The organism is Anaerolineales bacterium, assembly GCA_016928575.1.
Lineage (GTDB): Bacteria > Chloroflexota > Anaerolineae > Anaerolineales > RBG-16-64-43 > JAFGKK01.
On the sequence record JAFGKK010000057.1, the window covers coordinates 1 to 25,287 of the forward strand.

Genomic DNA, 25,287 nt, shown 5'->3' on the forward strand with positions numbered 1-25,287 from the left:
AACTCCGGAATGGGTGGCCGGATAACTCCGGAATCACCGGCCGGATAACTCCGAAACGGGCGGCCGGATTAGGCCGGAAAATGCACCACATACTTATCGGTAAAGTGGTGCCCGGCCGCCGCTCGGGGCGGCGTTTTTATCCCCCGAGAATCCGTCCGGCGATCTCCTCGATCGCACACTGAACCTCCGCCGAAACGGGCTCGTCGAATTCCATGCGACCGGGCTGGATTCCGAGGACCGCCGTCCGGCAGCCGAGTTCGGCGCACAGGTATCCTGCAAATCCGCCCATCGGAAAGGTGTGGGTCGAGGCGGTTCCGTCGTCGATCTCCTGCGGTTCGATCCAACGTACCGTCCCGGGTGGTTCGCCCAACTCCGCGGCATCGAGGAAGATCACCCAATCCGGCCCGAACCGGCGCAGCGGGCCGGCGCTGGCTTCCGGCCGCAAGCCGGCTTCAAAATACAACCGGACGGCGCAAGGCTTGGCTGCGGACGCATGCCGTTTGGCCGTGGAGGGCATGGGGGGAGGCTTTTCGAGCGGGAGGGTGTTGGAAGCGGGAGTCTCGGGTGAGGCCTGCTGCAGACGCCGCACCAGGTGGATGCCGGCCGCGTCGTCGCCCCGCAAATCCTGGCCCACGCCCACAAAAGCAAGCCGGCGGCTTTTCCGGAGGATTCCCGTAAGCCGTTGTTCCCAATCGGACGTCATGCTTTCCATCTTTGCAAAGGTGCCGTATCGAGCGGATGGACCGGCGGGCTTTACAGGAACAAGCCTTTGATCACGACCATGATCAGGATGTGGATCATGGCCAGCGGCGTGAGGTATTGCCAGGCGAAGTGGATCAGCTGGTCGATGCGGATGCGCGCGAACAAGGCCCGGATGACCGAGAGCAGAACCACGACCAGCAGGGTCTTCAGGATGAAGAGCGCGAACCCCCCGAGCAGATTGTCGGAGAACCCGCCCAGGAACACGGCCGCGATCAATCCCGCACCCACGACCATCTCCACGTCGATCGCCAAGTGGATGAAGGCCAGCTTGCGGCCGGAGTATTCGGTGAACGTGCCGCCGACGATCTCCGTTTCCGCGTGCGGCAGGTCGAACGGCACCCGCTCCAGTTTCGCCTGCAGGGCGATGAGCGCGACGATGAAGCCGAGGGCGTTGGAAAGCAGGAGCAGCGGGTGGGCCTGGTAGAACAGCGAGACATCCACTAACCGCCAGGAGCCGGCCAGGATCGCCGAACCGAGGACCGCCAGGTAGAGCGGCACTTCGTACCCGAACAGCATCGTGATCACCCGCGTTCCGCCGATCGCCGAGAAGGAATCGGAGGAATACCAGCCGGCCAGGAAGAAGATCAATGTCGGCAGGGTGAGCAGGAAGACGACCACGATCAAATCCCCCGGAAAGGAGATGAAGGAAGGCGTGGAAGCCGAATAATGCCACAGCGGCAGGTACATTGCGGCCGTGCAGACCACCGCCAGGATGACGATCGGCAGGAGGGTGAACATCACCGGATCGGCCCTAGTCGGAAGGATATCTTCCTTGGCCAACAGCTTTACGAAATCCGCGACCGGCTGAAGGATGCCCTGGGGGCCGGTGAACAGCGGCCCGATCCGGTTCTGCAGGCGCGCGTACACTTTGCGGTCGACCCATTCGCAGAACGTGGCGTACAGGAACAAAAACAACAGACCGGGATACACGAACAAGTAAAGCAGGGTTTTCAGAACCTCCATACCGACTCCTTATCTATGGCAAAATGCTTCCGCCGCATCCCGGGCCCGCCCTCCGGGAGACACCTCCGCCGATCCCCGGATCAACTCCGGGTGATCAGCGCTGCAACGGAGAGGGAAATCATCAACAGGTACGGCACCGCCAGGAGCGCCAGCGCGCCCGCCGGAACGGTGGCCACGACCAGAACGGATACGTGCATGATCGTGAAGAACAGCGCGATGTGGAAGAACAGCCGGTAGTTGATCTGGATCGCGCTGTCCGGCATGTCCTCGCCGCAGGCGTAGGACTCCAGTTTGTCGCCGACCTTGGTCGGCTTCGGCGCAAGGAATCCGGCCGACCAAAAAAGCGCGAAGCAGGCGGCGAGGAATATCAGAAATACGACCGGCGGGGAGAGCAGAATGTCCGGAATGCCCATGGGTCAGCCCTTCAGGTTGGTCAACTGTTCGATGTCCAGCGTCTTCGTATGGCGGTGGATGTTGATGATCACCGCCAAGGCCGTCGCCAGCACGCAGACCTCCACCACGATAAAGGAGATCGCCAGGCTCTGGCTGGTGAGGATGTTGTTCTTCTCGTAGCCGGTGGCGATCAGCGCCAGCAAGATTCCCTTGGAGACGATCTCGATCCCGATCAGCATGCGGATCAGGTTCTTCATCGTCAGCAGGGCATAGAGGCCGATCGCCACGAGCAAGGCGACGAAGGCCATGTTGATGATCCAGGTGTCACTCATCTTCGCTCCTTTTGCGGAACAGAGCCAGCACGCAGAAGACCCCGGCCAGGAGGACGGCGATCTGCCCGATCAGGTCGAACGTCCTCTGGCTCCACAACACCGTCCCGAGATCTGCCGCTTCGGGCGCGGCGGGAAGGGCGGGGAGGGCGCCGAGGAATTGCCGCATCACCAGGAAATCGGCGACGGCCATCCCGACCACGAACACGGGCAACAGGTAGCGTCCGAATCTCCGTTCCTTCACTTCCCCCTCGCCCTTAGTCAGACTAATGGTGGCGATGAACAGCACGGTGATCAGCCCGGCCACGACGGAGATCTCGAACACGCCCGCATACGCGGCACCCAATTCGAAGAAGGTCATCGCCAGGAAGATGCTGGCGCCGGCGAGGGAGATCGCCGCCTTGAGCAGGTCCGTGGCGAGGATCGCCAGGATCGAACAGAGCACCAATCCGCACAACAGGAAGATATGCATTTAGAACCCCGGGAGGTGGAGGACGGATTGTCCGGCGGTGAGGGCATCCGCCGCCGGCTGGATCCAATTCTGGATGACGAACGGAAAGCCCAGCCCCACGAGCACGCACACGGCGCCGAGCAGGATCGAGGAGGCCGACATCCAGAACGGCGCCTCGCGGACGTTTTGCCAGGCCTCGTTCAGCTTGCCGAAAAACGCGCGCCGCTGCAGCACCAGGTAGTACCACAGCGTCAGGATCCCGGCCAGGGCGGCGATCAACGCGCCCGCATAGAGCTTCGCCTGGATCAGCGCCAACAGGATGATAAGCTTGCTCCAAAAGCCGTTCAACGGGGGAACGCCGGCGATCGCCAGCGAGCCGATGACACTGGTTCCCGCGGTGATCGGCATCCGCTTGCCCAGCCCGCCCAGCTTGTCCAACTCCCGCGTCCCGGTGGCGTGCTCCAGCGCTCCGGCGTTGAGGAACAGCAAGCCCTTGGCGGAGGCGTGGTTCAGCAGGTGGAAGAGGCCGCCGAGGATTCCAAGCGGCGTTCCGATCCCGATCCCGAGGACGATATATCCGACCTGGCTGATGGAGGAGTAGGCGAGCATTCGTTTGACGTCGTTTTGCCCCAGGGCCAGGAAGGCTCCCGTGAGGATCGATACGATCCCGAGGATCATCAGGATGTTTTCGATCGCCGACGAGAGGCCGAAAACGGTCAGCACGACCCGGATCAGGGTGTACACCCCGAGGACTTTGATCAGCACGCCCGAAAGCATCGCCGAGATGGGCGCCGGAGCGGAGGAATGCGCGTCCGGAAGCCAGGCGTGGAAGGGGACCAGCGCGGCTTTCAAGCCGAACGCCATCAGGAACAGCGCCGCGCACAAGGCGGCGGCCCCCTGGGCGTCGAGCGCCGCGAGCCCGGCGGCGACGGCGGAAAGCTTGAGGCTTCCCGTCAGCCCAAACAGGACGGCGATGCTCAGCAGGAGGAACGCCGTCGCCACTGCCGAGAGCATCAGGTACTTCAACGAAGCCTCGAGCTCTTCCCGCTTCCGCCCGAACGCGATCAGCCCGTAAGAGGCGATCGCCGCCGCCTCCAGGAAGATGTACATCGTGAACAGGTCGTCGGCCAGGATCAGGCCGTTCATGCCGGCAATCATGATCAGGAGCAGTGCGTAAAAAATCGCCTTCCCGTCGTAGTGTTCCATGTAGTCGATTGAATACAGGGTCACGCCCAGCCCCACCAGCGCGACGGTCAGCAGCAGGAGGATGTTGAAGCTGTCGAGCGTCAGGGTGATGTTGAGGGTCATGTCCGGCAGGGCGGCCTGCAGAAGGTTCGGCCCCGTAAGCACGAGCTCCCGGGCGCAGAAGATTCCGTAGCCCAGCAGGAAGAGCAGGGTCAGGTTGGCCACCAGGTCCGGCAGAAAGCGCTTGGAAATTTTGCCGAGCAGGGGCATGATGCCGGCCAGGACCAAGGGAAGGGCGAGGAACGGAATACTCATCGTTTCTCCTTAACGGCTAGAAAATCCAAAGCAGGATCAGCAGGGCGGCGAAGCCCGCCAAACACCAGGCGAGGTAGTTCGGGTAAAACCCATTGTGCACGGTCCGCAGTCCGCGGATGATGAGCTTGCCCGCCCCGACGGCGCCTTTCTCGTAAACCGCGTCGATCGGCCGGTCGACGGCGCGGAAGATGGCGTTTGAAAAAGCCCGCAGGACCTTCAGGCCCTGTTCATAGAGGTCCAGGCGCCGTTCCTCGCTCCAGCGGTAGAACGCGCTCAGAACCGGAATGCCGTGGATGATTTCGGAGGCAAGGTAAGCCCGCTTCTGCGCCCGGTACCAGCCGAACAGATGGATGCCCAAGCCCACGGCCAGCATCCCGATCGAGATCAGCGCCACGGGAGTGAAAACGTCCAGCGCGTGGCCGGTCAGGTCCAGGTGTTCGCCGGCGGCCAGGCGGCCTTCCAACACCGGCTGGATGAAGGCGTTGAGCGGCAGGGAATTCGCCACGCCGAACAGGATGCAGAGGAAAGCCAGCGTCAGCAGCGGCAGGAGCATGGCGGCCGGGCTTTCCTTTGCCGCCGGGATTTCCTTGCTGCGCGGCCCGAGGAAGATGGCATGGCCGGCTTTCAGGAAGGAGGCGAACGTGAAGATCGCCCCGACCCAAGCCGCGGCGGCGAAGGCCGGGTAGCCCGTCTCGAGCGAACCGTGGAAGATCATTTCCTTGGAGACGAATCCGTTGAGCGGCCAGACTCCGGAAATGGCCAGGGCGCAGACGCCGAAGCCGACGGCGGTGAGGGGCAGTTCCCGGAACAGCCCGCCCAGCTTCTTGAGCTCGGTCGTCCCGGTTCGGTGCTCGACGGATCCGGCGCTGAGGAACAGGCCGCTTTTGTAGATCGCGTGATTGACCATGTGGAAGATTCCGCCGGCGATGCCGACCGGTGTCGCGCTGCCGATTCCGAGGATCATGTACCCCACCTGGCTGATGGCGTGGAACGAGAGCAGTTTCTTGAAGTCCTTTTGAATCAGCGCCATCAGGACCGCCAGAACGATCGTAAACGCCCCGATCGTCATTAGGACGATCGAAAGCGCGCTGTGGGCTTCCAGCGAGAAGATGTCCAGGCAGATCCGCGAGAGCAGGTAAATCCCGAGCAGTTTTTCCAGCGAGGCGGGCAGAAAGGCCATCACGCTCACCGGGGCGTCCAGCGCCGCATCGGGGATCCAGGTGTGGAACGGCATCGCGCCCGCCTTGCCGATCGCGCCGATCATCATCAGCAGGAAGCTGGCCGCGGCCGGGCCTTCGGGCGCGACCGAGAGACCAGACATCTGCGCCGACCCGTTCGTGGTCCACAGGATGGCGATGCCGAGGACGAGGCAGAAATCGCAGAAGGCGGAGATCAGCAGCGCTTTAACCGCGGTGCGTGGGGAATCCTTCGTCCCCAGGCTGATCAGCGCGTAGAGCGTGGGCAGCAGAGCCTCCCAGAAGAACAGCAGGACGAGGAAGTTGTCGGCCAGGACCGCGCCGCCGGCGGCCGCCAGGGTGAGCAGGAAATATCCGAAATACTCCTTGGCCCGCGGATGCCCGCCCATCTTCGCCAGCGAAAAAAGGCAGATCAGAAAGCCGAAGATGCCTATCCAGAGTAGGATGAAGCGGCTCAACGCCGCTAGGCGCAGGTCGAAAGCGATGATTCCCGCCATCCACGGATGGGAGAGCGAAAGGTCCTCCGCGGCGAACAGCCGCGCGTCGACGTACAGCAGACCCGCCGTGCCGAGCAAGGCCAGGATGCCCGCCGGGGTTTTCCAGCGCGCGGGAAAAAGCAGGATCACAACGCCCAGAATCAGCGGAAGGAGGATCGGGATGAGCAGCGTGTCGGGTGTCATGGCACCAGTCCTAGGATCTGGAGTGTTGCAGTGTCCACCAATTGCATCGGGTAGAAAACCAGAATTCCGCCCGCGACCGAAAAGGCGGCCAACCCCAGCACCGCCAGGAGCATCGAGGGCGTGCCCTCCCGGGCGTCGGATTTTGCGTCTCCCAGAAAGACCGCATGGAACAGGCGGAACAGGTAGAACGCGGTGAGCACGGCGATCAACAGCGCGGCGGCCGCCAACCACAGTTTGCCGGCTTCCACCGTCCCCAGGATCACCATGAATTTGGGGAAGAAACCGCCCAGGGGCGGGATCCCGATCACGGAAAAGGCGCAGAGGAAGAAGGCGGCGGCCGTCAGCGGCATGGTTTTGATCAGGCCGCCGAGCTCGCGGATGTCGCGTTTGTGGGTGGAATGCTCGACGATCCCGGCGCAGAGGAACAGGCCGGCTTTGCCCAGGCCGTGCATCAGGATGTAGAGCAGCGACCCGGCGATCCCGATCGGCCCGGAGACGCTCAGCCCCAGGAAGATGTATCCGATCTGGCTGATCGTGGAATAGGCGAGGATCCGTTTGAGGTCGTTCTCGACCGCGGCGGCGCAGGCGGCCACGAGGCTGGAAGCCATCGCCAGCACGGCGATCCCGTCCGCCCAGCCCGGCGGAAGGACAAAGGTGGCGTTGAACAGCCGGGCATAGGCGTAGACGCCGATCTTGACCAGCACCGCCGCGTGGAGCATCGAAGTCACCGTGGAGGGGGCGACGCCGGCGTCCGGCAGCCAGGTGTGGAGCGGCAGGGTGGCCGATTTGGCGAAGATCCCGACCAGGACCAACAGCACGATCGCGCCGGTCAGGCCGACCCCGTGCATTTTGGTCAGATCGAACGTCCCGGTTTGGCCGTGGATCAGCAGAAACCCCACCAGCATCACCACCGCCGAACCGAAGGTGAACAGGAACGCCTTGTCGGCCTTGACGACGTGTTCCTTGCCGCGGTAGAACCCGATCAGCCGCCAGGAGCAGATGGCGGTGACCTCCCAAAACAGGTACAGGAAGATCAGGTTCGAGGAATAGACCAACCCCATCATCGCCCCGATAAACAAGAGGAACATCGCATAATATTCGTTTTGATGCTCCTCGCGCTCCATATACCCGATGGAATAAATGAGGATCACGGCCCCGACGGACGACGAGACGACCGACATGAACACCGACAGCGCGTCCACGGTGAGGATGAAATCCACCCCCAGCAGGAGATTCCAATAGAGGATCAGGTTTCCGCCCCCGACGGCGAACGGGATCAGCAGCATCGCAAAGGCGGCGGTGGCCAGGCCGAGTACAACGGCCCAGAGCGATCTCGCGCGGGGGGAGAGCCAACCGGCCAGGGGAACGCTGAACGCCCCCAGGATCGGAACGAAGATTGCCAGGAGGGTTATCGTTTCAATAGGCATGGGAGAGTCGCATCTGTCCTTGGGTGGATTTCCTTCTGCGGCGGTGAGGCCGCCTTTCCGGAAAAGCCTCCGCACCAGCCCGGTCCGGGGGGGCTTTCCTCGGGCGGCGCCGGGCGGGTTGTCGACCGGGCGCGCATCGATTCACCGGCAGTGTTCGGTCGGCGGTCGGCGGCCCGCAGGAAGGCCTTCGCTGTCCGGAATGTTTCCGGAGCCCGGAAATGAGAGACGCGTTGTTCCGATTTGCGGAGAATGCGGCCGCGATTCCCGGCGGCGCCTCGGGCGTCCATCCCGGTCCGGCCTCGGGAAATCCGCGGGTGGGTATTATACATTCCCCGCCGGCGGCTGACAATCTTCCACCGCCTCCCGCGGGACGTCGCTACAGCTTCAGCTGCGGAACTTCCAACTCGGTTTTCTTTAAGAAGTCCTTCAAGTCCTGGTCGCGTCCGTACATCACCGTGAACGGCTCGCGCTTGAGCGCGGCGTTCGCCCAATGCTCGTTCGACATCTCCAGACAGTTGAAGCGGCAATTGACGACGCATTGGGAGCAATAGGTGCAGCGGTCGGCGTGGAAACGCATGATGAATCGCTTGTTGGGCTTGTCGACGGCGATGATTTCGATCGCGTTGGCGGGGCAATCCTTCATGCACAGCTGACAGCCGGTGCATTTTTCCGGATTGTAGCGGACGACGCCGCGCAGGCGCTGCGGTACCGGGGATTGCTGGAGGGGGAAATTCACCGTCGCCGGCCGGCGGAACACGGAACGGAGGATTTCGCCCAACATCGAGCCGATTTTCATGGAAGAGCTCCCTTTGCGGCTGCGGCGCAACCCTCCCGCCGCCGCGGGCGCCGGGAGAACGGCGGTATGGCTGGCGGTCGGGTGGACGCGCGCGGGCGCCGCAGGTTTCAAGAGGTTCCTGCGGTTTCTCCGTTCCGGCGAAACACGACGGAGCGGTCGTTGCAGGAAAAGCACGGGTCGATCCCGGCCAGGATCATCGGTACGTCGGCCAGCTGTTGGCCGATCGCGCCCTCCAGGACCGAGGTGAAATTTCGAAGGCTGGGCGTGCGGACTTTCACCCGGTACGGCCGCTCGCCGCCGTCGCTTTTAATAAAGTAGAACAGATCGCCGCGCGGCGCCTCGACCTGCATCACCGTTTCCCCTTCGCGGACGCGGCGGGGGAAGCGGACGGAGAGCTCCCCCTCCGGCAGATGGCGGACCAGTTCGCGGATCACGCGGATCGATTCGAACAGTTCCTGGATCCGCACCACGAACCGGGCTTGCAGGTCGCCCACGTCGGAAAGGACGATCGTCACCGGGTGCTGCTCGTAAAGCAGATAGGGGGCGTCCACCCGCGTGTCGCGGGCGATCCCCGAAGCGCGCGCGGTGGGGCCCGTCACCCCCAATTTTTCCGCCTCGGCGGCGTTCATCACGCCGACGCCGCGGGTCCGTTGCAGGAAGGTCTCGTCGCTGGTGACGATCTTCATGTAGTAGTGCAGGCGCTCTTCGAGGTAGGCAACTCCCTTGAGGATTGCCTCGACCTGCGGAGGGGTGATGTCGTATTTCACGCCGCCGAGGATGTTGGATGAGTAGTTCACGCGGTTGCCGGTGGTGGATTCGAGAATGTCCATCACCGTCTCGCGGTCGCGCCAGGAATACATAAACAGGGTGTCGAATCCGGCTTCGTGGGCGCCCACCCCGGCCCAGAGCATGTGGCTGTGGATCCGTTCCAGTTCCACCAAGACTTGGCGGATGGCCTGCGCCCGGGGGGGCGCCGGCACGCCGGCCAGTTTCTCCACCGCCAAGGAATACGCGGTGGAATGGATGTTGGAGCAGATCCCGCAGATGCGCTCTACCAGGTAGAGGGTTTGAGCCCAATTGCGGTTCTCGGCCCCCTTCTCAATCCCGCGGTGCACGTATCCGAATCGAACGCTCGAAGAAGTGACCGTCTCGCCCTCGACCGAAAATTCGAAGTGCGCCGGTTCCTTCAGGGCGGGGTGCTGGGGGCCGATCGGAATGATAAATTTCTCTTTTGACTCGACGGTCATGGCGTTTTTCCTTCCGCGGTTCCGCCCTCCGGCGGAGGGGCGGATACGATGTAATCCTTGCGCAGCGGGTACGTTTCCTCGGGCCAGTCGTCGGAGAGGAACAGCCGCCGCGGGTCCGGGGTTCCTTCGCACACTACGCCGAACATTTCCATCAGTTCGCGCTCGAACAGCGAGGACGCGGGGATCAGCGGGTAGATGCTGGGAACAACCGGGTTGTCGCGGGGGAGCGAGACCCGAAAGGTCAGCACGGCCGCCTTGTTGCAAAATTGGTACAGCACCTCCAGGCGGCCGGATTCCGGTCCGGGATCCAATCCCGTGATCGCGGCCAGAAACCCCCAGCGGGCGGAGGCCAGCGGCTGGATGCATTCCAGCAATCGCCCGGGTTCCACCGCCAGGTCGATGCGGTCCGGTTCCGGAGCGGATTGCGAAAGAAAACGGCCTTCGACCAGGGAAACGCCTTCGGCCAGAATCTCTTCGGTCGTTTTCAATTCGCCACCTCCGATTTCTTTTGCTTCAGGCTTTCGAGCAGTTTGATGATCCCGTCGATGATCGCCTCCGGCCGCGGCGGGCAGCCGGGAATGTAGGCGTCCACCGGGATCACCTTATCGATTCCTCCCAACACGTTGTAGCAACCTTGGAATACGCCTCCGGAAAGAGCGCAGGAACCGATCGCAACGACGAATTTCGGTTCGGGCATCTGTTCGTAGATCCGCCGCAGGCGTTCGCGGGATTGCAAGGAAACCGCGCCGGTACAGATGAGCACGTCGGCGTGGCGCGGGCTGCCCTGCAGCTTGATCCCGAACCGTTCCACGTCGAAGGAGGGCGTTAGCGCGGCCAGGATTTCGATGTCGCAGCCGTTGCAAGAGCCGCTGTTGAAGTGGATCGCCCAGGGGGAATGAATCCGGGACCAGTTGACGATCGATTCCATCATCCGCGTCCAGGGTTTGGGAAGCCCGGCGGGAACGTCGCTCATGGGTTTCTCCTGTTGGTTTTGGCGCCGGGCCGCACGCCACTGAAAAGGGCGATGCGGATCGCGGGCGGAATGGGAGTTGCTTGGTCGAAACCACCCGAACGCTCGATGTTTCAGGAGGTTTCGTGTTCACTTTGCCGAGTTGGCTTCTCGCTCTCCACTATCCCTACTTCTGGGAATTCGTGGAGACCAAGTAAAAATCCCGATTCATTTACTACAATTATACTCAAAATTGTGCAATTCGTCTCTTAATAAAGGCTGAAAATGGTTAGCCCGATCATTTTTGTTCACCCAGCCCAAATTTCATTCGCGACCGGGTACAGACTTATCGCGGAGGATCGATCGTGACGAGAGGCCCGGAAAACGTGCATGCCGCTCCGGACAGGTGCAACCCCGTGAGAAGACACGGCCATCTGCGAACCTGGCGCCGAGTGGGGGCAGGGTTCGAAAAGGGGTGGGGGCGGCGAGATTATAAAACAGGTTCAAGGGATTGGGAAGCGTCGAAGGGAAAAAATTATTTCCAGTATAATTTAGCCGGGAACCGCCCGGTTAGGAGGCTTGGCATGCGGGATGCGCAGGGAAGCCGGACCGATCGGAGAAGCCTCCCAAAACCATCGCCGGCGGCCGCGGCGGCAGTTCCGTGCGCGCCGACCGGTCTGCCGAGCCACAAAACCTTCCGCGAATCTCTTCCCGCGCCGAGCCTTTCGCTGGTAATCCTCCCCGGTCCCCTTCGCCGGAACAGGCGGGTTTCATGAGTGCTCGCCCCGTGACGATAGGCATGCTTCCAGGATGGCCGGTGTACGGCAGCATTTTCCTGGACCGGTTCCTCCAATACGTCATCGGCGGCGTGCGCGCCGCGGCGCTGGATCACGGCTGCAACCTGATGGTCGCCTGCGGCGTGAGCCGCACCCCCGGGATGCGCTCCCTGCACACCGCCTGGCCGGTGGTCTCACCGGACTGCGATTACGTCCCGCTCGGCCATTGGAACACCGACGGCCTGATCGTCGCCGCCCCTTTGCGTTCCGAAGAACGCAGCCGCTACCTGCGCTCGGTGATTGAACAATCCTTCCCGGTGGTATGCATCGGCTCCGGCGAGGGAACTCCCGCGATCGTGATGGATAACGAAGGCGGCATCCACAAGGCCGTCGAGCATCTGATCCGCCACGGACACCGGCGGATCGCCTTCATCGCCGGCGACCCTTTGGATCACGGCGACAGCACCCTCCGGCTGCAGGCCTACCGGAGAGCCGTCGAACAATTCGAGGCTGATCCCGATCCGCGCTTGGTTGCTTATGGATACCATTACCGCGAGGGAGGGCGCAAGGCCATGGAACAGATCCTTACCACCGGGATTCCCTTCACCGCGGTGGTGGCTTCCAACGACGTTTCGGCTTACGGCGCGATGGAAATGCTCCGCAGAGCCGGGCGCCGGATTCCGATGGATGTGGCGGTGATCGGCTTTGACGACCAGCCCAGTGCGGCGGGCCAAATTCCCCCGCTGACCTCGGTCCATTACCCGCTCTTTGAAGTCGGGGTGAAGGCCGTGGAAATGCTGTTGGAAAGGATCGCCCATCCCGAAGCGCCGGCCGCCGAAATTCGCATTCCGGCCTGCTTGGCGATCCGCGAATCCTGCGGTTGTTCGCCTTCCTACCAGGTGGACCGGCAGGAGATCCGCCTGCAGACCGTCCCGCAGGCGGACGATTTGGATTCCGCCGAGCAGGCCGTTCGCGACGCCCTCCAACCCGGATTGGGCGCCGGGATCTTGCACGACCCCTGCGACACCGCGCGAAAATTTGTATCCGCCTTCCTGCAGGCCGTGGCGAGCCGGGAGTCAACCGATTTCCTCCGCGTGCTTGAGGAGATCCTCGATTCGACCGATCCCGCCGAAGATCACTGCGACCTCTGGCAATCGGCGGTCTCCGTCCTCCGGCTGAAAGCCTTGCCGTTGGTTCCGGACGGGCAATCCACGGTTGCCGAAAACCTTCTGCACCAGGCCCGCCTGATCGTCACCGACCACGCCGAACGCCTCAACCTGCGAACCCGCCTTTCAGCCGGCGAGATCAACCATCAGATCGGGTGGATGACCACGCGGATGTTCTCAGCCAACTCGGAAAAAGGCATCCTGCGCATCTTCGCGGAGCATCTCTCGGAAATCGGGATCCGCTTCGCACAGGTGGCGCTGTTCGAACCCCGCCCGGACAATCCGTTGGGGGGCATCACCTTTTACGCCGACCTGTGGAAATCGGTCGACCGGCCGGATCTGGAAGACCTGCGCGAGATTTGCGCCGACTGCGGGGGGTTTCCCGCTCCCGACATCCTCCCCGGCGAAGCGCCGTATGCCCTGGTCCTTGTGCCGATTACGTTCCAAGACGAACCCATGGGATTCGCGGTGTTCGACGCCGCGGCCCTCGAACCGCTGGCGACGATCACCCGGCAATTGGCGGCCGCGCTGAAACTCCAGCAGTTGCACGACCAAACCGAGGACCTTTCGCTGGTCGATCCGGAGACCGGAGTGCAGAACCGGAGGTTCTTCGACCTGTTCCTGCGGCGCGAGATGGATCGCAGCCGCAGGTACCGCCGCGGATTGACCCTGATGATGATCGAGCTGGACGGATGGAAGCACGTCGCTTCCTCCCGCGGGGCGATGCGGAGCCGGGAAGCCCTGCGCACGCTCGCCCAGCGCATCACGCTCTGTACCCGCCGCGGCTCGGACGTGGTCTGCCGCTATTCAAGCGAAACCTTCGTCCTCCTCCTGCCGGAAACCGGCCGCGCGGGGGCGCAAAACATCGCCGAGGCCGTCCGCCGCAGCATCGAGGAGGAGGAAGAATTCCGCGGTTTGTTCGACGTCGGAATCGGGATCGCCGTCGCCGGCGACGACAACCCCACCGAAGACGCCGACAGCCTGATGGCCGCCGCCGACCGGGCTCTCTGCCAGGCCAAATCCGTCGGAAGAAACCGGACCGAGATCGTCAAGCTCGCCGCTCCGCCCGACACCCGGAAGCGGTAATTTCAACTTTCACGCCGGAAAGGAAACCGCATGCCGCCGATTGATAGCTTCGTCGACCGCGTAGTCCAAAACGTGGAACGGGTGATCGTGGGCAAGAGGGAAAGCATCAAACTCCTCATGGTGGCCCTGCTGTGCGAGGGCCATGTGTTGATCGAAGACGTCCCCGGGGTCGGCAAGACCATGCTCGCCCGCTCGATCGCCCTCAGCCTGGGCGGGCAGTTCCGCCGCCTGCAATGCACGCCGGATCTGTTGCCCAACGACGTCACCGGCGTCTCCGTGTTCAACCAGAAAAACTCGCAGTTCGAATTCCGGACCGGTCCGGTTTTCGTCAACATCCTCCTCGCGGACGAAATCAACCGGGCCACGCCGCGGACGCAATCCGCCCTGCTCGAGGCGATGCAGGAGCAGCAGGTGACGGTGGACGGGGTGACCCATCCGTTGCCCAAGCCCTTCCTGGTCCTGGCGACCCAGAATCCGATCGAATATGAAGGAACGTTTCCGCTGCCCGAAGCCCAACTCGACCGGTTCTTAATCCGGCTCACCCTGGGATACCCCTCCCCGGAGGATGAGAAAACTCTGCTGGTCCACCTCCGCCGCGAGCATCCGATCCACCGGCTGGAGCAGGTGGCCGAATGCGCGGAACTGCTGGACCTGCAACGGCAGGTGTGGGAGGTCCACATCGACGACACCCTCCAGGAGTACATCGTCCGCCTGGTCGGCCGCACGCGGGCCCATCCGGATCTGGCGCTCGGAGCCAGCCCGCGGGCGAGTCTTTCGTTGTACCGCACGGCTCAGGCGCTGGCCGGGGTGCGGGGGCGGGACCATGTCCTGCCGGACGATATTAAAACCATGGCCCCGTTGGTTCTTTCCCACCGCTTGGTCCTGCGGCCGGAAGCGGAGCTTCGCGGACGGACCGCCCGCGCGGTGCTGGAGGAGATCCTGGCGGAGACCCCGCTGGACCTGGGGACCGTTTCCTAAATCCGCGAATCGCGCGCAGGGTCGCATGCAGGGTCATCGGAAGGATATCAAGAAAAAAGCGATGTTCACACCGCCTCTCCCTCAAGCCCTCCCTTTCCCGGCCCGGAGCCTAAAAATAAAAGGCTTTATAAAATCCGATTTATCTTGTCGGGATGCGGGGTGGGACGGCCCGTCGCGGAGAATTTCGGGCAAAGCGGCCGGAGGCCGAATGAGGGCCCATCGCCGAGTTGTGGTTCGGGAGTGCGCCGGCAGGTGATCGGTCCTTTTTTCATCTTCGTCGTGTTTCTGTTCATCCTTGCGATCGCCTTGCAGGAAACGTCGGTCGTAACCGTCATTTATTTTCTTCTCGGGGCGTTCCTGTTCGGCCGGTGGTGGCGTGACCGGGGGCTGAGTTCGATCGATGTCCGGCGCCGGCTGCACCCGCAGGCGCTGCTCGGCGAAACGATCCGAGTCCGATTGGAGGTCGCCAACCGCGGTTGGCTGCCCGTTCCCTGGGTGAGGATCCATGAGAGTCTTCCGGTCGAGCTTTCGGTTCCGAATTTTTTCCGCCGCGCGGTGGCTCTCGGCCCCAAGGGCAAAACCTCCGTCGACTACCTGTTGCGCGGTAACAAACGGGGATATTACCGGATCGGTCCGGTGTACCTGCAATCCGGAGATCTCCTGGGCTTGGAGGAAAGCCGCGAGCGGCAAGCGGCGCCCGATTACCTGACCGTCTTTCCGCGGATCGTTCCGATCCCGAAATGCCCGATCCCGTCCTTCTCCCCCAACGGAACCCTGCGGTTCCACCAGCCGTTGTTCGAGGATGCCAGCCGGGTGATGGCTAAACGGGATTACCAGGCGGGGGATTCCCTGCGCCGCATCGATTGGAAAGCGTCGGCGGCGGCCGGGAAACTGCAGGTCCGGCAGTACGATCCGGCGATCGCGCTCGAGGTCGCGGTCTTTTTAAACCTGTGTGCGCGGGAATACGAACCGCGCACCCGGATCGATGCGGCCGAACTGGCCGTCGTCACCGCCGCTTCCCTCGCCGCCTACGCCGCAGGCAAACGCCAGCCGGTCGGCTTGGTTTCCAACGGCCAGGATCCGCTCAATCCAGAGAGCCGGATTCATGCGCTGCCGGTCCGCAAAGGATCCGCCCACTTGGCTCTGCTGCTGCAGACCCTGGCCCGGATCCAGCTGGCCGACGGGGAATCCTTCGCCGCCCTCCTCCGCGAGCGGGGTTCGGGGCTTCCCTGGGGCACGACGCTTCTGGTGATCACCGGAAAGCCGGACGAACTCCTGTTCGACGAGTTGCTGCGGGGGAGGCGCAGGGGCCTGCAAAGCGTGGTTTTCCTGACGGCTCCGGTGCTGCGCTACGAGGCCTTCGAAAGCCGGGCGCGCGGCTTGGGCATCCCCTATTTCGAGATCCGGTTCGAGGACGACCTGAAAAGGATTCTGGGTAGGTGCAGAGGAACGGAATGGAATCCCGCCGGTTGACGGTCTTCTCCTTCATCAATGCGCTCCTGGCCAGCGTCATGGCGGTGTGTTTCGCCGTGAGTTTCAGCCGGGCGGTCGGCGTTTTCGAGATGGACTGGTTTGCGGTTTTCCTTTCCGCCGGAGAGCGGATGATGGTCTTCGGCTTCCTGGTGGCGTTGGAAGTCAATTTGTCCCGGCGCCTGATCCTGCAGACGGAGGTCCTCGGTCGGGATTGGGTGAAGCGGACTCTGGCGGAGTGGACGGTCCTGCTGGTGATCCTGCTGGGGCTGGTTTGGATCCAGTTCGGCCCCCGATTCCAGCTGCGCGACCTTTCCGCCCTCTCGAGCATGACGCTGGAGGTGGTGTCGCGGATGGAGTTTTTCGCCGGTTTGGCGCTGTTGGTGATGGTCTGGGTGTTGAGCCGGATCCTGACCGCGGATTTAACCGCCCTGGAAAATCTGCCCGTCTCGATGGAACGGGAATTCCAGCGCGGATTGATCGAGGAGCAGAATTCAGCCCGCCTGCGGATCTGGCAGGATGTGTTTCTGATGGGGGGATGCATGGTGTTCCTCTCGGTGTTTGCGCTGCCGATCGCCCATCTTGTCTTTGGCTTGGAGATGCGGTTCGGCTCGATCGGGTTGGAGGTTCTGCTCTTCTTCCTGTGCGGCCTGGGATTGTTCGTCATCAGCCGCCAGATGCTGCTGCGGGCCGAATGGATGACGGAGCGGACGACGGTCGACGCCTCCGTTCCGCGCTGGTGGACGGCTTACGGGCTGGGTTTTGTGTTGCTGCTTCTGCTCCTGGCCGTCGTCCTGCCGACGGAGTATTCCTTCCGATTGCTCTCCAGCCTGGGGCTGATCACATCGGCGCTTACCACGGCGTTTTCCGCATTCGCCTTGACGGTCATCGTGCTGATCACCTGGCTGTTGAGCCTGGTGCTGCCGGATATCGACATGAACGGACATCAGGACCTGCCCGTTCCCGAACCGGCGCAGCAGACCGAAGCCGTCGGACTGACGGCCGGGATTCCGTGGTGGACGGTACTGCGCGAACTGTTGTTTTGGGGGCTTGTCCTGACCGTGCTGGTGTACGCCGTCCGGGAGATCCTCTCCTGGCGGCACGCGGTCGCCCGGCGACTGTTTCGCCGCTCCTGGTTCCGCCGGTTGTGGCGCTTCTTCCGCCGGATGCACAGACGGATCGGCGGGTGGAGTCGCGGATTGGCCGAAGGCGTGCGCGTCTCGTTGCGGGCCATCCGCGCCAACTTGGCGGGGCGGGGCGGACGGGCCCCGACGGCGTTCCTCCGCCTCCGTCGGCTGGATCCGCGGCAGATGGTCCGGTTCTATTTTTTTGCGCTGTTGCGGCGGGAAGCCGAACGCGGAATCGCCCGCCGGCCGGCGCAAACTCCGCGCGAATATGCCGCCGAGCTTATGGAAGGGGAAGCCCCGATTGCGGAGGAATTGCGCGAGATGACCCTGGCCTTCGAGGAGGCCCGCTATTCCCGGCGCGCCGTCGGGCCGGAAAAAGCCGGCCGGATCCGGCGGATCTGGGATACGGTCCGCGGCTACCTGCGCTCAGCGAAACCGGCCGCCGCCGGCGGGAAGCGGTAAGCATGGCCGAACCTCGCCGCACCGTTGGAGTCCTCGTCGGCTTTCAGGTCTTCGAAGGATTCCTCCCAAATCCCTTCGTCTCGCCGATCGTCCGCGGCATCCAAACCGCCGCCCGCGACCAGGGGATCAACCTCCTGGTCGGTTGCGGGATCGGCCGCGACCTTTCCGGCGAGCGCCGGTATTTTCCCGCCTGGCCGGAGGAGGTTCGGACGGCGGATTTTGTTCCTGTCGGACCGTGGAACACCGATGGCCTGCTGGTCCTCAACCCACTCCGTTTTCCGGAGCAACTCCGCTATCTCCGGGATCTGGCGGTGAAGGAATTCCCCGTGCTGTGCGTCGGCGCGGGGGCGGGAACCCCCATGATCCTGGTGGACAATGAAGGCGGGATCCGCCAGGCGATGGAGCACTTGGTGGAGCACGGACACCGCGCCGTGGCTTTCATCGCCGGGGACGAAGCCGATCCGGGAGATTCCCAAGATCGACTCCACGCCTACCGCCGGGCGGTCCAGGAATTGGGCCTGCGGAGCGATCCGCACCTGGTGGAGTTCGGCCAGCATTGGGCGGAAGGGGGATACCGGGCCATGCGGCGCTTGCTGCAATCCGGCGTCGAATTCAGCGCGGCGGTCTGCAGCAACGACGAATCGGCGCAGGGCGCGATGCGCGCCCTGCGCGAATCCGGACTGCGCGTTCCGCGGGACGTGGCGTTGACCGGGTTCGACGATCACCTCACCGCCCAAGCCCAGGTCCCTCCGCTGACCAGCGTCCACTATCCCCTGTTCGAAACCGGGTACCGCGCCTTGCTGCTCCTCCGCAAACGGATCGAACGCGGCCCGGGCGCGATCCCGGATCAAACCCGGGTCTCCACCTGGCTCGTTCCCCGTCAATCCTGCGGATGCCTACCCGACGTGGTCAGCACCGCCGTCATCCGCCGTGGGATGCCGTTCAACTCGGACCGCTTGAACCCCGCGCGGTTTAAGGAAGACCTGGCCCAGGCGATGATGGAATCCCTGCTGGCGGAGACGACTCCCTCCCGCATCCCCGATTCCCGGCCGCTGTGCGACCGTTTGGTGGAATCCTTTCTGCTCAGCCTGGAGGACGGCGACCTCTCGCATTTCCAGATCGCGCTGATCGAAGTCCTGCAGCGGATCGAACTGATGGACGACGATGCCCATGCCTGGCAGGCGGCGGTCTCGGTTCTCCGCTTGGGCGCCCACACCCTGCTTTCGGATGATTGCGGAGCGCGCCGGGAAACCCACGCCGAGGATCTTCTGCACCAGGCGCGGATGCTGATCAGCGAAAGCGCACGGCGGCGGCATCAGCGCATGCGGCTTCGGCAGACCCACTTCGAGGAGGCCATGGGATGCCTGACCGCCAAGCTCCTTTCCTCGTTTGAGGAGGATCAGATCCAGCCGGTCCTTCAGGAGTACCTGCCGCAATTGGGGATCCGCTCGGGGCGCATCGCCCTCTACGAATCCCGGGACGACGATCCATTCCGTGACAGCCGGCTGTTGATGGAATCGGCGGACGCACCTCCGTTGCGCTTTCCGACCCGCGCGTTTCCGCCACCCGGCTTGATTCCAAAATCCAACCCGTTCAACCTGGCGGTTTTGCCATTGATGTTCCGATCGGAAAATCTCGGTTATGCCGTCTTCGACGGTGAGAATCTGGCGCCGTTGGCGATGGTCGCCTGTCAGGCGGCTTCGGCGGTGAAAAGCGCGGCCCTGCACCGCCAAGTGACGGAATTAACGCTGTTGGACGGGATGACCGGTTTGTACAACCGGCGGTATTTTGACATTCTCCTGCGGAAGGAATTCGAGCGCAGCCGCCGGTACGATCGGCCGCTTTCGCTGGTCTTGGCCGAGATCGACGGATTTTCGGAATACCGGGAGGTCTTCGGACCGTCCGCGGCCGCCGATGCCCTGCGCCAAGCGGCGGAGGGCATTCTGGGAAAGGTCCGGCGCGGATTGGATGTGATCGCCCGCATCGGCGGGGAGCGGTTCGCCGTCATCCTTCCCGAGACTGATGCAGACGGCGCGCGGATCGTCGCCGAAGGTATCCGCGGCGCTTTTGCCGCGGAGAATCGCTTCCTGCGTAAATTAACCGTCAGCCTGGGCATCTCCGCGTGTTCCGGGGAGTCAGCTCAGCCGGTGGACTTGGTCAGCCGAGCGGAAGGTGCGTTGAGCCAAGCCGTCGTCCGGGGGCGAAACCAGGCGGCTCTCTTCGAGGAGTGGATGCAGAACGACGCCCGCGCCAAAGCCGGACGGGGGTGAACCGCCGAGTGCTTTTCCCCGCGGCATCCCGCCCGAGGGCATGTTCCCCGTGGAAGAGCCGAAGTCCGCGTTCCGGTTGGCGCACCAAAGGCTTCGTCTCCAAACGGTTGGGCCGATGATTGCCGGTTCGGCCGGCTCCCCGCACGGCGATGTCCGGCCGCAGCCTTTGCGTATTTCCTTGGCGAAGGCGGGGCGAGGGGGTTGCAATGGGAAAGGGTGTGAAACGCCGTGATCCTTCCGGTTTCATCACGCGCGACGGCACCCTCCCAACCGTGGACGTCTGTGGGGGATGCGCTTCCAGGATAACGCCCTGCATTTCCCCCGGCGCTGCGCGCAAAGACACGCGTCCGGGTATGGTTTGATATACAATACATGCGCGGGATTCGGTATTCGAAGAGTGTATCATCCCATGACCAAACCCCGAAGACTCACGATCGGCGTACTCGTCGGTTACCACGTGTACGAGGGGGCCCATCCAACGGCCTTCGCGTTTCCACTCATCCGCGGGATGCAGTCGGCCGCGCGGGATAAGCAACTCAACCTGCTGGTCGGCTGCGGCGTGACCCGCGTGGCGGGTCCCAATCTCCATCGATCGGCTTGGCCGGAATTGAATCCGGACATGGACTTTATCCCCATCGGTCCATGGAACACGGACGGGTTGATCTTCCTGGGGCCGCTGCGGACGGAACCCCGGCTTCGGTTTACCCGCCGGCTGCAGGAGGAGGGCTTCCCGGTGTTGAATATCGGCGGCGACGCCGGACCGCCCGCGGTCGTCGTCGACAACGAGGGCGGCATCCGCCAAGTCCTGGAACACCTGGTCCGGCACGGACATAAAGAAATTGCATTCATCGCCGGCGATGAAGAGGACACGGGCGACAGCGCCGTGCGGGTGAACGCCTACCGGGCGGGCGTCCGCGCATTCGGGCTGTCCGAGGATCCGCGGCTGGTGGAATATGGGCAGCATTGGATCGCAGGCGGGTACGCCGCCATGCAGCGGATGCTGCAATCGGGCGCGGCCTTCACCGCGGTGATGTGCAGCAACGATATGTCCGCCATCGGCGCCGCGCGGGCCCTGCGCGAAGCGGGTCTGCGCGTGCCCGCCGACGTGGCGGTCGCCGGCTTTGACGATATTCTCGAGAGTCTGGCGCAGGTGCCCCCGCTGACCAGCGTCCACTATCCGCTGTTTGAAACCGGATACCGCGCCCTGATCCTGCTTCAAAAGCGGATCGAACGGGGCGCCGGGGCCATCCCGGACCTGACCCGCATCGCCACTTGGCTGATGCCGCGGCAATCCTGCGGCTGCCTGCCGGAAGCGGTCGCCAAGTGCGCCCTCGGCGCCGATCAATATCCGCCGTCCGCGGATCCCGCCTCGGTCCGGTATCAAGACGAGCTTGCCGCACTCATGCTGGACGCGCTGCTGGAGGAGAATCCGCAATCCCACGGGGAATGGCTTCCCTATTGCCGCCGGATCGCGGGAGGCTTCCTGCGCAGTCTGGAGGACGGGGATCCCTCTCACTTCCAAACCTCGCTCTCGGAGGTTTTACAGCAGGTGGAATTGACGAGCGACGACAACGCCCACATTTGGCAATCCGCCGTATCGGTCTTGCGGCGGGCGGCGGCCGCGGAGCGGATCGGGAGCGGGGATTCTGAGCGCGTCAGGCGGGTTGAAGACCTCCTGCATCAGGCGCGGACCCTGCTTTCCGAAAGCGTCGAACGTCGGTATACGCGGCTGTTGGTCCGACGCGCCGGGATGGATGAGGACATGGGTTTGCTAACGGCGCGCCTCATTTCTTCGTCGGACGAAGACCAAATGTATGTAACCTTGCGGGAGGACCTGCCCCGGATCGGTTTGCGTTCGTGCAACATCGTGTTTTTCCGGCCGCGGGGCGGGGATCCGGTGGCGGACAGCATCCTGCAGCCGCTGGAGCGGGATGCGCCCGGAATGCAGTTCGAGACCCGCCACTTCCCGCCCCCGGGATTGTATCCGGAGGAGGAGCCGTTCAGCTTGGCGCTGCTTCCGTTGTGCTATCTGGAGGAAAAAATGGGGTACGTAGCGTTCGACGGCGGGAACCTCGATCCGCTGGCGACGCTGGTCCGTCAATTGGCTTCGTCGATTAAAAACGCCCAGCTGCACGCCCAGGTGCTGGAACTCTCGCTGACCGACGGATTAACGGGGATCCACAACCGGCGCTATTTCGAAATCATGCTGCAAAAGGAAACGGAGCGCAGCCGGCGCTACAAGCGGGATCTGGCGGTGATCATGATCGACATCGACTGGTTCAAAAGATACAACGACAAATTCGGGCACCCGGCGGGGGACGAAGCCCTCAAGGAAGTCGCCCGATGCATCGAGCAGACGGCCCGACGCGGCTTGGACGTGGTCACCCGCTACGGCGGCGAGGAGTTCGCCGTCATCTTGCCGGAGACGGACATCGCCGGAGCCCGCATGGTGGCCGAAAGCATCCGCCGGCAGATCGAAAGCAACGGAACTTTCCTACAGCCGACGACGGTCAGCCTGGGAATCGCTTCGTTGCGGGGAGAGAGGGTCCAAGCTCAGGAATTGGTGGAGGAGGCGGACCGGGCGTTGTACCAGGCCAAGGTTCAAGGCCGGAACCGCTCGGTGGATTACGCGGCGTGGATGACCCAGACGGCGCATCGCGAAGAAACGCCCGCCGAAGGCGGGCCCGCATCCCGCCGGCCGGCGGTGAAACGGATTCGTAAAAGCACGGGCATGTTGAATGAAAAACGTTGACCCGAGAACCGCATCCGGAATTTGATGAGACCGACCATCGGCGTTTTATTCGGCTTTCACATCTACGAGGGTGCCCGCCCGGCGCCATTTTCCTTTCCCATCATCCGCGGGATACAGGCGGCGGCGCGCGATAAAAACGTGCATCTGATGTTGGCCTGCGGCATGGCGCGCCGGACCGGACGCAGCCGTCAGGTCCCGGCCTGGCCGGAGGCCGGTCCGGAAACGGATTTCCTGCCGGTCGGCCCGTGGAACACCGATGGATTGCTCTTCGTCACGCCGATGCTGGCCAAGCGGCGGATGCGCTACGCGCAGCGGTTGGCGGAGGAGGGATTTCCGGTTTTGTTTCTCGGCGGGGAATTGGGAAGCCCGGCCATTTTGCCCGACAACGAAAGCGGAATCCGGCAGGTGCTCGAGCATTTGGTCGGGCACGGCCACCGCTCGATCGCCTTCATCGCCGGGTACGAGCAGGATCCCGGAGACAGCTTCGCCCGGTTGAACGCCTACCGCAAGGGAGTCCAGGAATTGGGGCTGTCGGACGACCCGCGGCTGTTGGTTTACGGACAGCATTGGGATGTCGGCGGTTTTGATGCCATGCGGCGGATACTGGAATCCGGGGTGAAGTTCACCGCCGTGATGTGCAGCAACGACCATTCGGCCATGGGGGCGATGCGGGCTCTGCAAGAGGCCGGGATCCGGATTCCCCAGGATGCGGCTGTGACCGGCTTCGACGACGTTTTGGAAACCAAGGCGCAGGTGCCGCCGCTAACCAGCGTGCGTTATCCGCTGTTCGAGACCGGGTACCGCGCGTTGCTCCTACTCCACAAGCGGATCGAACGCGGCCCGCGCGCCGTGCCGGAATGGACCCGCGTATCCACCTGGCTCGTCCCCCGCCAATCCTGCGGATGCCTGCCAGATATCGTCGTGCAATCGGCGGACCTCGGCGGACCGTCGTCCCGCGCACCGGAGCCGTCCTCGGCCAAGGGGATCGACGATCTCCCGGCTTCGATCCTGGATGCCCTGCAGGGGGAGGACATGCACACGCCGGGCCATGAGATTCTGCCGCTTTGCGGCCGGTTGGTGGAGGGATTTTGTCTCAGCCTGGAAGACGGGGACGACGCCCATTTCCAGCAAGCGGCGACGGATGTCCTTCAGCAGGTGGAATTGCGGGATGAAGACAGCGCCCTGCTTTGGCAATCCGCGGTGACGGAACTGCGCCGGGCGGTGTACGCCGGGCGGATCGGGTCCGGCGGAGCCGACTGCCGGGACCGGGCGGAAGCGATCCTCCACCGGGCCCGGATCCTGCTCAGCGAGAGCATCGACCGGCGCTCCATGCGGTTGCAGGTCCGGCAGACCGATTACGACGAGGCGATGGGCTTGTTGACCGCCCGGCTGATATCCTCGTCGGACGAAGACCGACTGTACCGGACGCTGCGGGAGGATCTTCCCGCAATCGGGGTGCGCTCGTGCCGGGTGGTGTTCTTTGAGCCGGAGGGGGAAGACCCGGTGGGGTGGAGCGTGATGCACCCGTTGGAGCCGGACTCTCCGGTGATGCGGTTCGAGACGCGCCGGTTTCCGCCGCCGGGATTGTATCCGGAGGGGGAGGCGCACAGCCTGGCGCTGCTTCCGGTCACGTACCGCGACGAGAAGCTCGGGTACGTGGCGTTCGAGGGAGGCAGCTTGGATCCGTTGGCGACGCTGGTGCGGCAGTTCGCCTCGGCGATCAAGAACGTGCAGCTGCACGCCAGGGTGCGGGAGCTTTCGCTGCGGGACGGGCTGACCGGGTTGCACAACCATCGATATTTCGAGATCATGCTGCAAAAGGAGACGGATCGAAGTCGGCGGTACCGGCGGGATTTGGCGGTGATTATGATCGACATCGACCGCTTCAAGAATTATAACGATGCCTTCGGCCATCCGGCGGGGGACGAGGCGCTGCGGGAGGTCGGGCAGTGCATCGAGCGCGGGGCGCGGCGGGGGCTGGACGTGGTGGCTCGTTACGGAGGCGAAGAGTTCGCGATCATCCTGCCGGAGACGGACGCGGCGGGGGCGATGACGGTGGCGGAAAACGTGCGCCGCGGTGTGGAGGGGAGCGGTAAACTCCTGCATCGGCTGACGGTGAGCCTGGGGATCGCGTCGATGTGCGGGGAGGGGATCCTTCCGGCGGAGGTGGTGGATCGGGCCGACCAGGCGCTGTATCAAGCCAAGCTGCGCGGGCGGAACCGAACCGAGGTATTCGAGGAGGGATCGGCCCAAACCGCAGATTGGAAGGAATCCGGTCCGGCAGCGGAGGATCCGCCCGCCCGCCCGCCGCTGAGGGAACGGGCCCGAAATCCGAACGGGGGTTAAAAAGGAAGGGCCCGGCCGGAACGGACGTACGGACCCAAAAGCGTCCGCATGCCGGTCCGCCCGTTAAAAAGTGGGGGAAAAGCGGCCTGAAAATCCAAATCTTTGCCGAAGCTAAAACCAGAGTGGGAAATCGCGAGACGGTTAAGGCGATCACGGCCGGC

General features: G+C 63.6%; 19 protein-coding genes. 7 read left to right on the forward strand and 12 right to left on the reverse strand.

The annotated features are described in order from the left end of the window. Positions 1-136: 136 nt before the first annotated feature. From JW929_06810 to JW929_06865, 12 genes are all read right to left on the reverse strand, one after another. Positions 137-703: a hydrogenase maturation protease gene (locus JW929_06810; GenBank protein MBN1439103.1), complete on the reverse strand. Its 567-nt coding sequence runs from the start codon at positions 701-703 to the stop codon at positions 137-139. A gap of 50 nt (positions 704-753) precedes the next feature. After that, on the reverse strand, positions 754-1,725 hold the full coding sequence (locus JW929_06815; GenBank protein MBN1439104.1) for an NADH-quinone oxidoreductase subunit H: 972 nt from the start codon (positions 1,723-1,725) through the stop codon (positions 754-756). A gap of 80 nt (positions 1,726-1,805) precedes the next feature. Beyond that, positions 1,806-2,138 carry a hypothetical protein gene (locus JW929_06820; protein ID MBN1439105.1) on the reverse strand — a complete coding sequence of 111 codons (333 nt, stop codon included), beginning with the start codon at positions 2,136-2,138 and terminating at the stop codon, positions 1,806-1,808. 3 nt (positions 2,139-2,141) lie between these two features. Continuing rightward, on the reverse strand, positions 2,142-2,450 hold the full coding sequence (locus JW929_06825) for an NADH-quinone oxidoreductase subunit K (protein ID MBN1439106.1): 309 nt from the start codon (positions 2,448-2,450) through the stop codon (positions 2,142-2,144). Continuing rightward, positions 2,443-2,919: an NADH-quinone oxidoreductase subunit J gene (locus JW929_06830; protein ID MBN1439107.1), complete on the reverse strand. Its 477-nt coding sequence runs from the start codon at positions 2,917-2,919 to the stop codon at positions 2,443-2,445. Before JW929_06830 ends, JW929_06825 begins: the two co-directional genes overlap by 8 nt. After that, on the reverse strand, positions 2,920-4,398 hold the full coding sequence (locus JW929_06835; protein MBN1439108.1) for an NADH-quinone oxidoreductase subunit M: 1,479 nt from the start codon (positions 4,396-4,398) through the stop codon (positions 2,920-2,922). Positions 4,399-4,414: 16 nt separating this feature from the next. Then, positions 4,415-6,274 carry a hypothetical protein gene (locus tag JW929_06840; protein MBN1439109.1) on the reverse strand — a complete coding sequence of 620 codons (1,860 nt, stop codon included), beginning with the start codon at positions 6,272-6,274 and terminating at the stop codon, positions 4,415-4,417. Further along, entirely contained in the window at positions 6,271-7,701 is a 1,431-nt protein-coding gene (locus tag JW929_06845; protein MBN1439110.1) for an NADH-quinone oxidoreductase subunit L, read from the reverse strand. The genes JW929_06840 and JW929_06845 overlap by 4 nt, the downstream gene beginning before the upstream one ends. 376 nt (positions 7,702-8,077) lie before the next feature. Beyond that, complete coding sequence (locus JW929_06850; GenBank protein MBN1439111.1) at positions 8,078-8,497, reverse strand: 4Fe-4S binding protein; 420 nt, start codon at positions 8,495-8,497, stop codon at positions 8,078-8,080. A 107-nt stretch (positions 8,498-8,604) separates the two neighbouring features. Continuing rightward, complete coding sequence (locus tag JW929_06855; protein ID MBN1439112.1) at positions 8,605-9,744, reverse strand: nickel-dependent hydrogenase large subunit; 1,140 nt, start codon at positions 9,742-9,744, stop codon at positions 8,605-8,607. After that, on the reverse strand, positions 9,741-10,232 hold the full coding sequence (locus JW929_06860) for an NADH-quinone oxidoreductase subunit C (protein ID MBN1439113.1): 492 nt from the start codon (positions 10,230-10,232) through the stop codon (positions 9,741-9,743). The genes JW929_06855 and JW929_06860 overlap by 4 nt, the downstream gene beginning before the upstream one ends. Then, on the reverse strand, positions 10,229-10,675 hold the full coding sequence (locus JW929_06865; protein ID MBN1439114.1) for an NADH-quinone oxidoreductase subunit B family protein: 447 nt from the start codon (positions 10,673-10,675) through the stop codon (positions 10,229-10,231). Before JW929_06865 ends, JW929_06860 begins: the two co-directional genes overlap by 4 nt. Positions 10,676-11,465: 790 nt before the next feature. Between JW929_06865 and JW929_06870 the strand changes: the two genes are divergently transcribed. The 7 genes from JW929_06870 (at position 11,466) to JW929_06900 (ending at position 25,126) form a co-directional block, all read left to right on the forward strand. Beyond that, complete coding sequence (locus JW929_06870; GenBank protein ID MBN1439115.1) at positions 11,466-13,721, forward strand: GGDEF domain-containing protein; 2,256 nt, start codon at positions 11,466-11,468, stop codon at positions 13,719-13,721. 30 nt (positions 13,722-13,751) lie between these two features. Continuing rightward, positions 13,752-14,699: a MoxR family ATPase gene (locus tag JW929_06875; GenBank protein ID MBN1439116.1), complete on the forward strand. Its 948-nt coding sequence runs from the start codon at positions 13,752-13,754 to the stop codon at positions 14,697-14,699. Between the two features lie 252 nt (positions 14,700-14,951). Next, positions 14,952-16,172: a DUF58 domain-containing protein gene (locus JW929_06880; GenBank protein ID MBN1439117.1), complete on the forward strand. Its 1,221-nt coding sequence runs from the start codon at positions 14,952-14,954 to the stop codon at positions 16,170-16,172. After that, complete coding sequence (locus JW929_06885) at positions 16,139-17,758, forward strand: DUF4129 domain-containing protein (GenBank protein MBN1439118.1); 1,620 nt, start codon at positions 16,139-16,141, stop codon at positions 17,756-17,758. The genes JW929_06880 and JW929_06885 overlap by 34 nt, the downstream gene beginning before the upstream one ends. A 2-nt stretch (positions 17,759-17,760) precedes the next feature. Continuing rightward, the gene (locus JW929_06890) at positions 17,761-20,028 is read left to right on the forward strand and encodes a GGDEF domain-containing protein (protein MBN1439119.1); all 2,268 of its coding nucleotides are present in this window, start codon (positions 17,761-17,763) and stop codon (positions 20,026-20,028) included. Between the two features lie 409 nt (positions 20,029-20,437). After that, on the forward strand, positions 20,438-22,780 hold the full coding sequence (locus tag JW929_06895) for a GGDEF domain-containing protein (protein ID MBN1439120.1): 2,343 nt from the start codon (positions 20,438-20,440) through the stop codon (positions 22,778-22,780). Between the two features lie 24 nt (positions 22,781-22,804). Beyond that, positions 22,805-25,126, forward strand: coding sequence for a GGDEF domain-containing protein (locus tag JW929_06900; GenBank protein ID MBN1439121.1), 2,322 nt, complete (start codon positions 22,805-22,807; stop codon positions 25,124-25,126). Positions 25,127-25,287 lie beyond the last annotated feature (161 nt).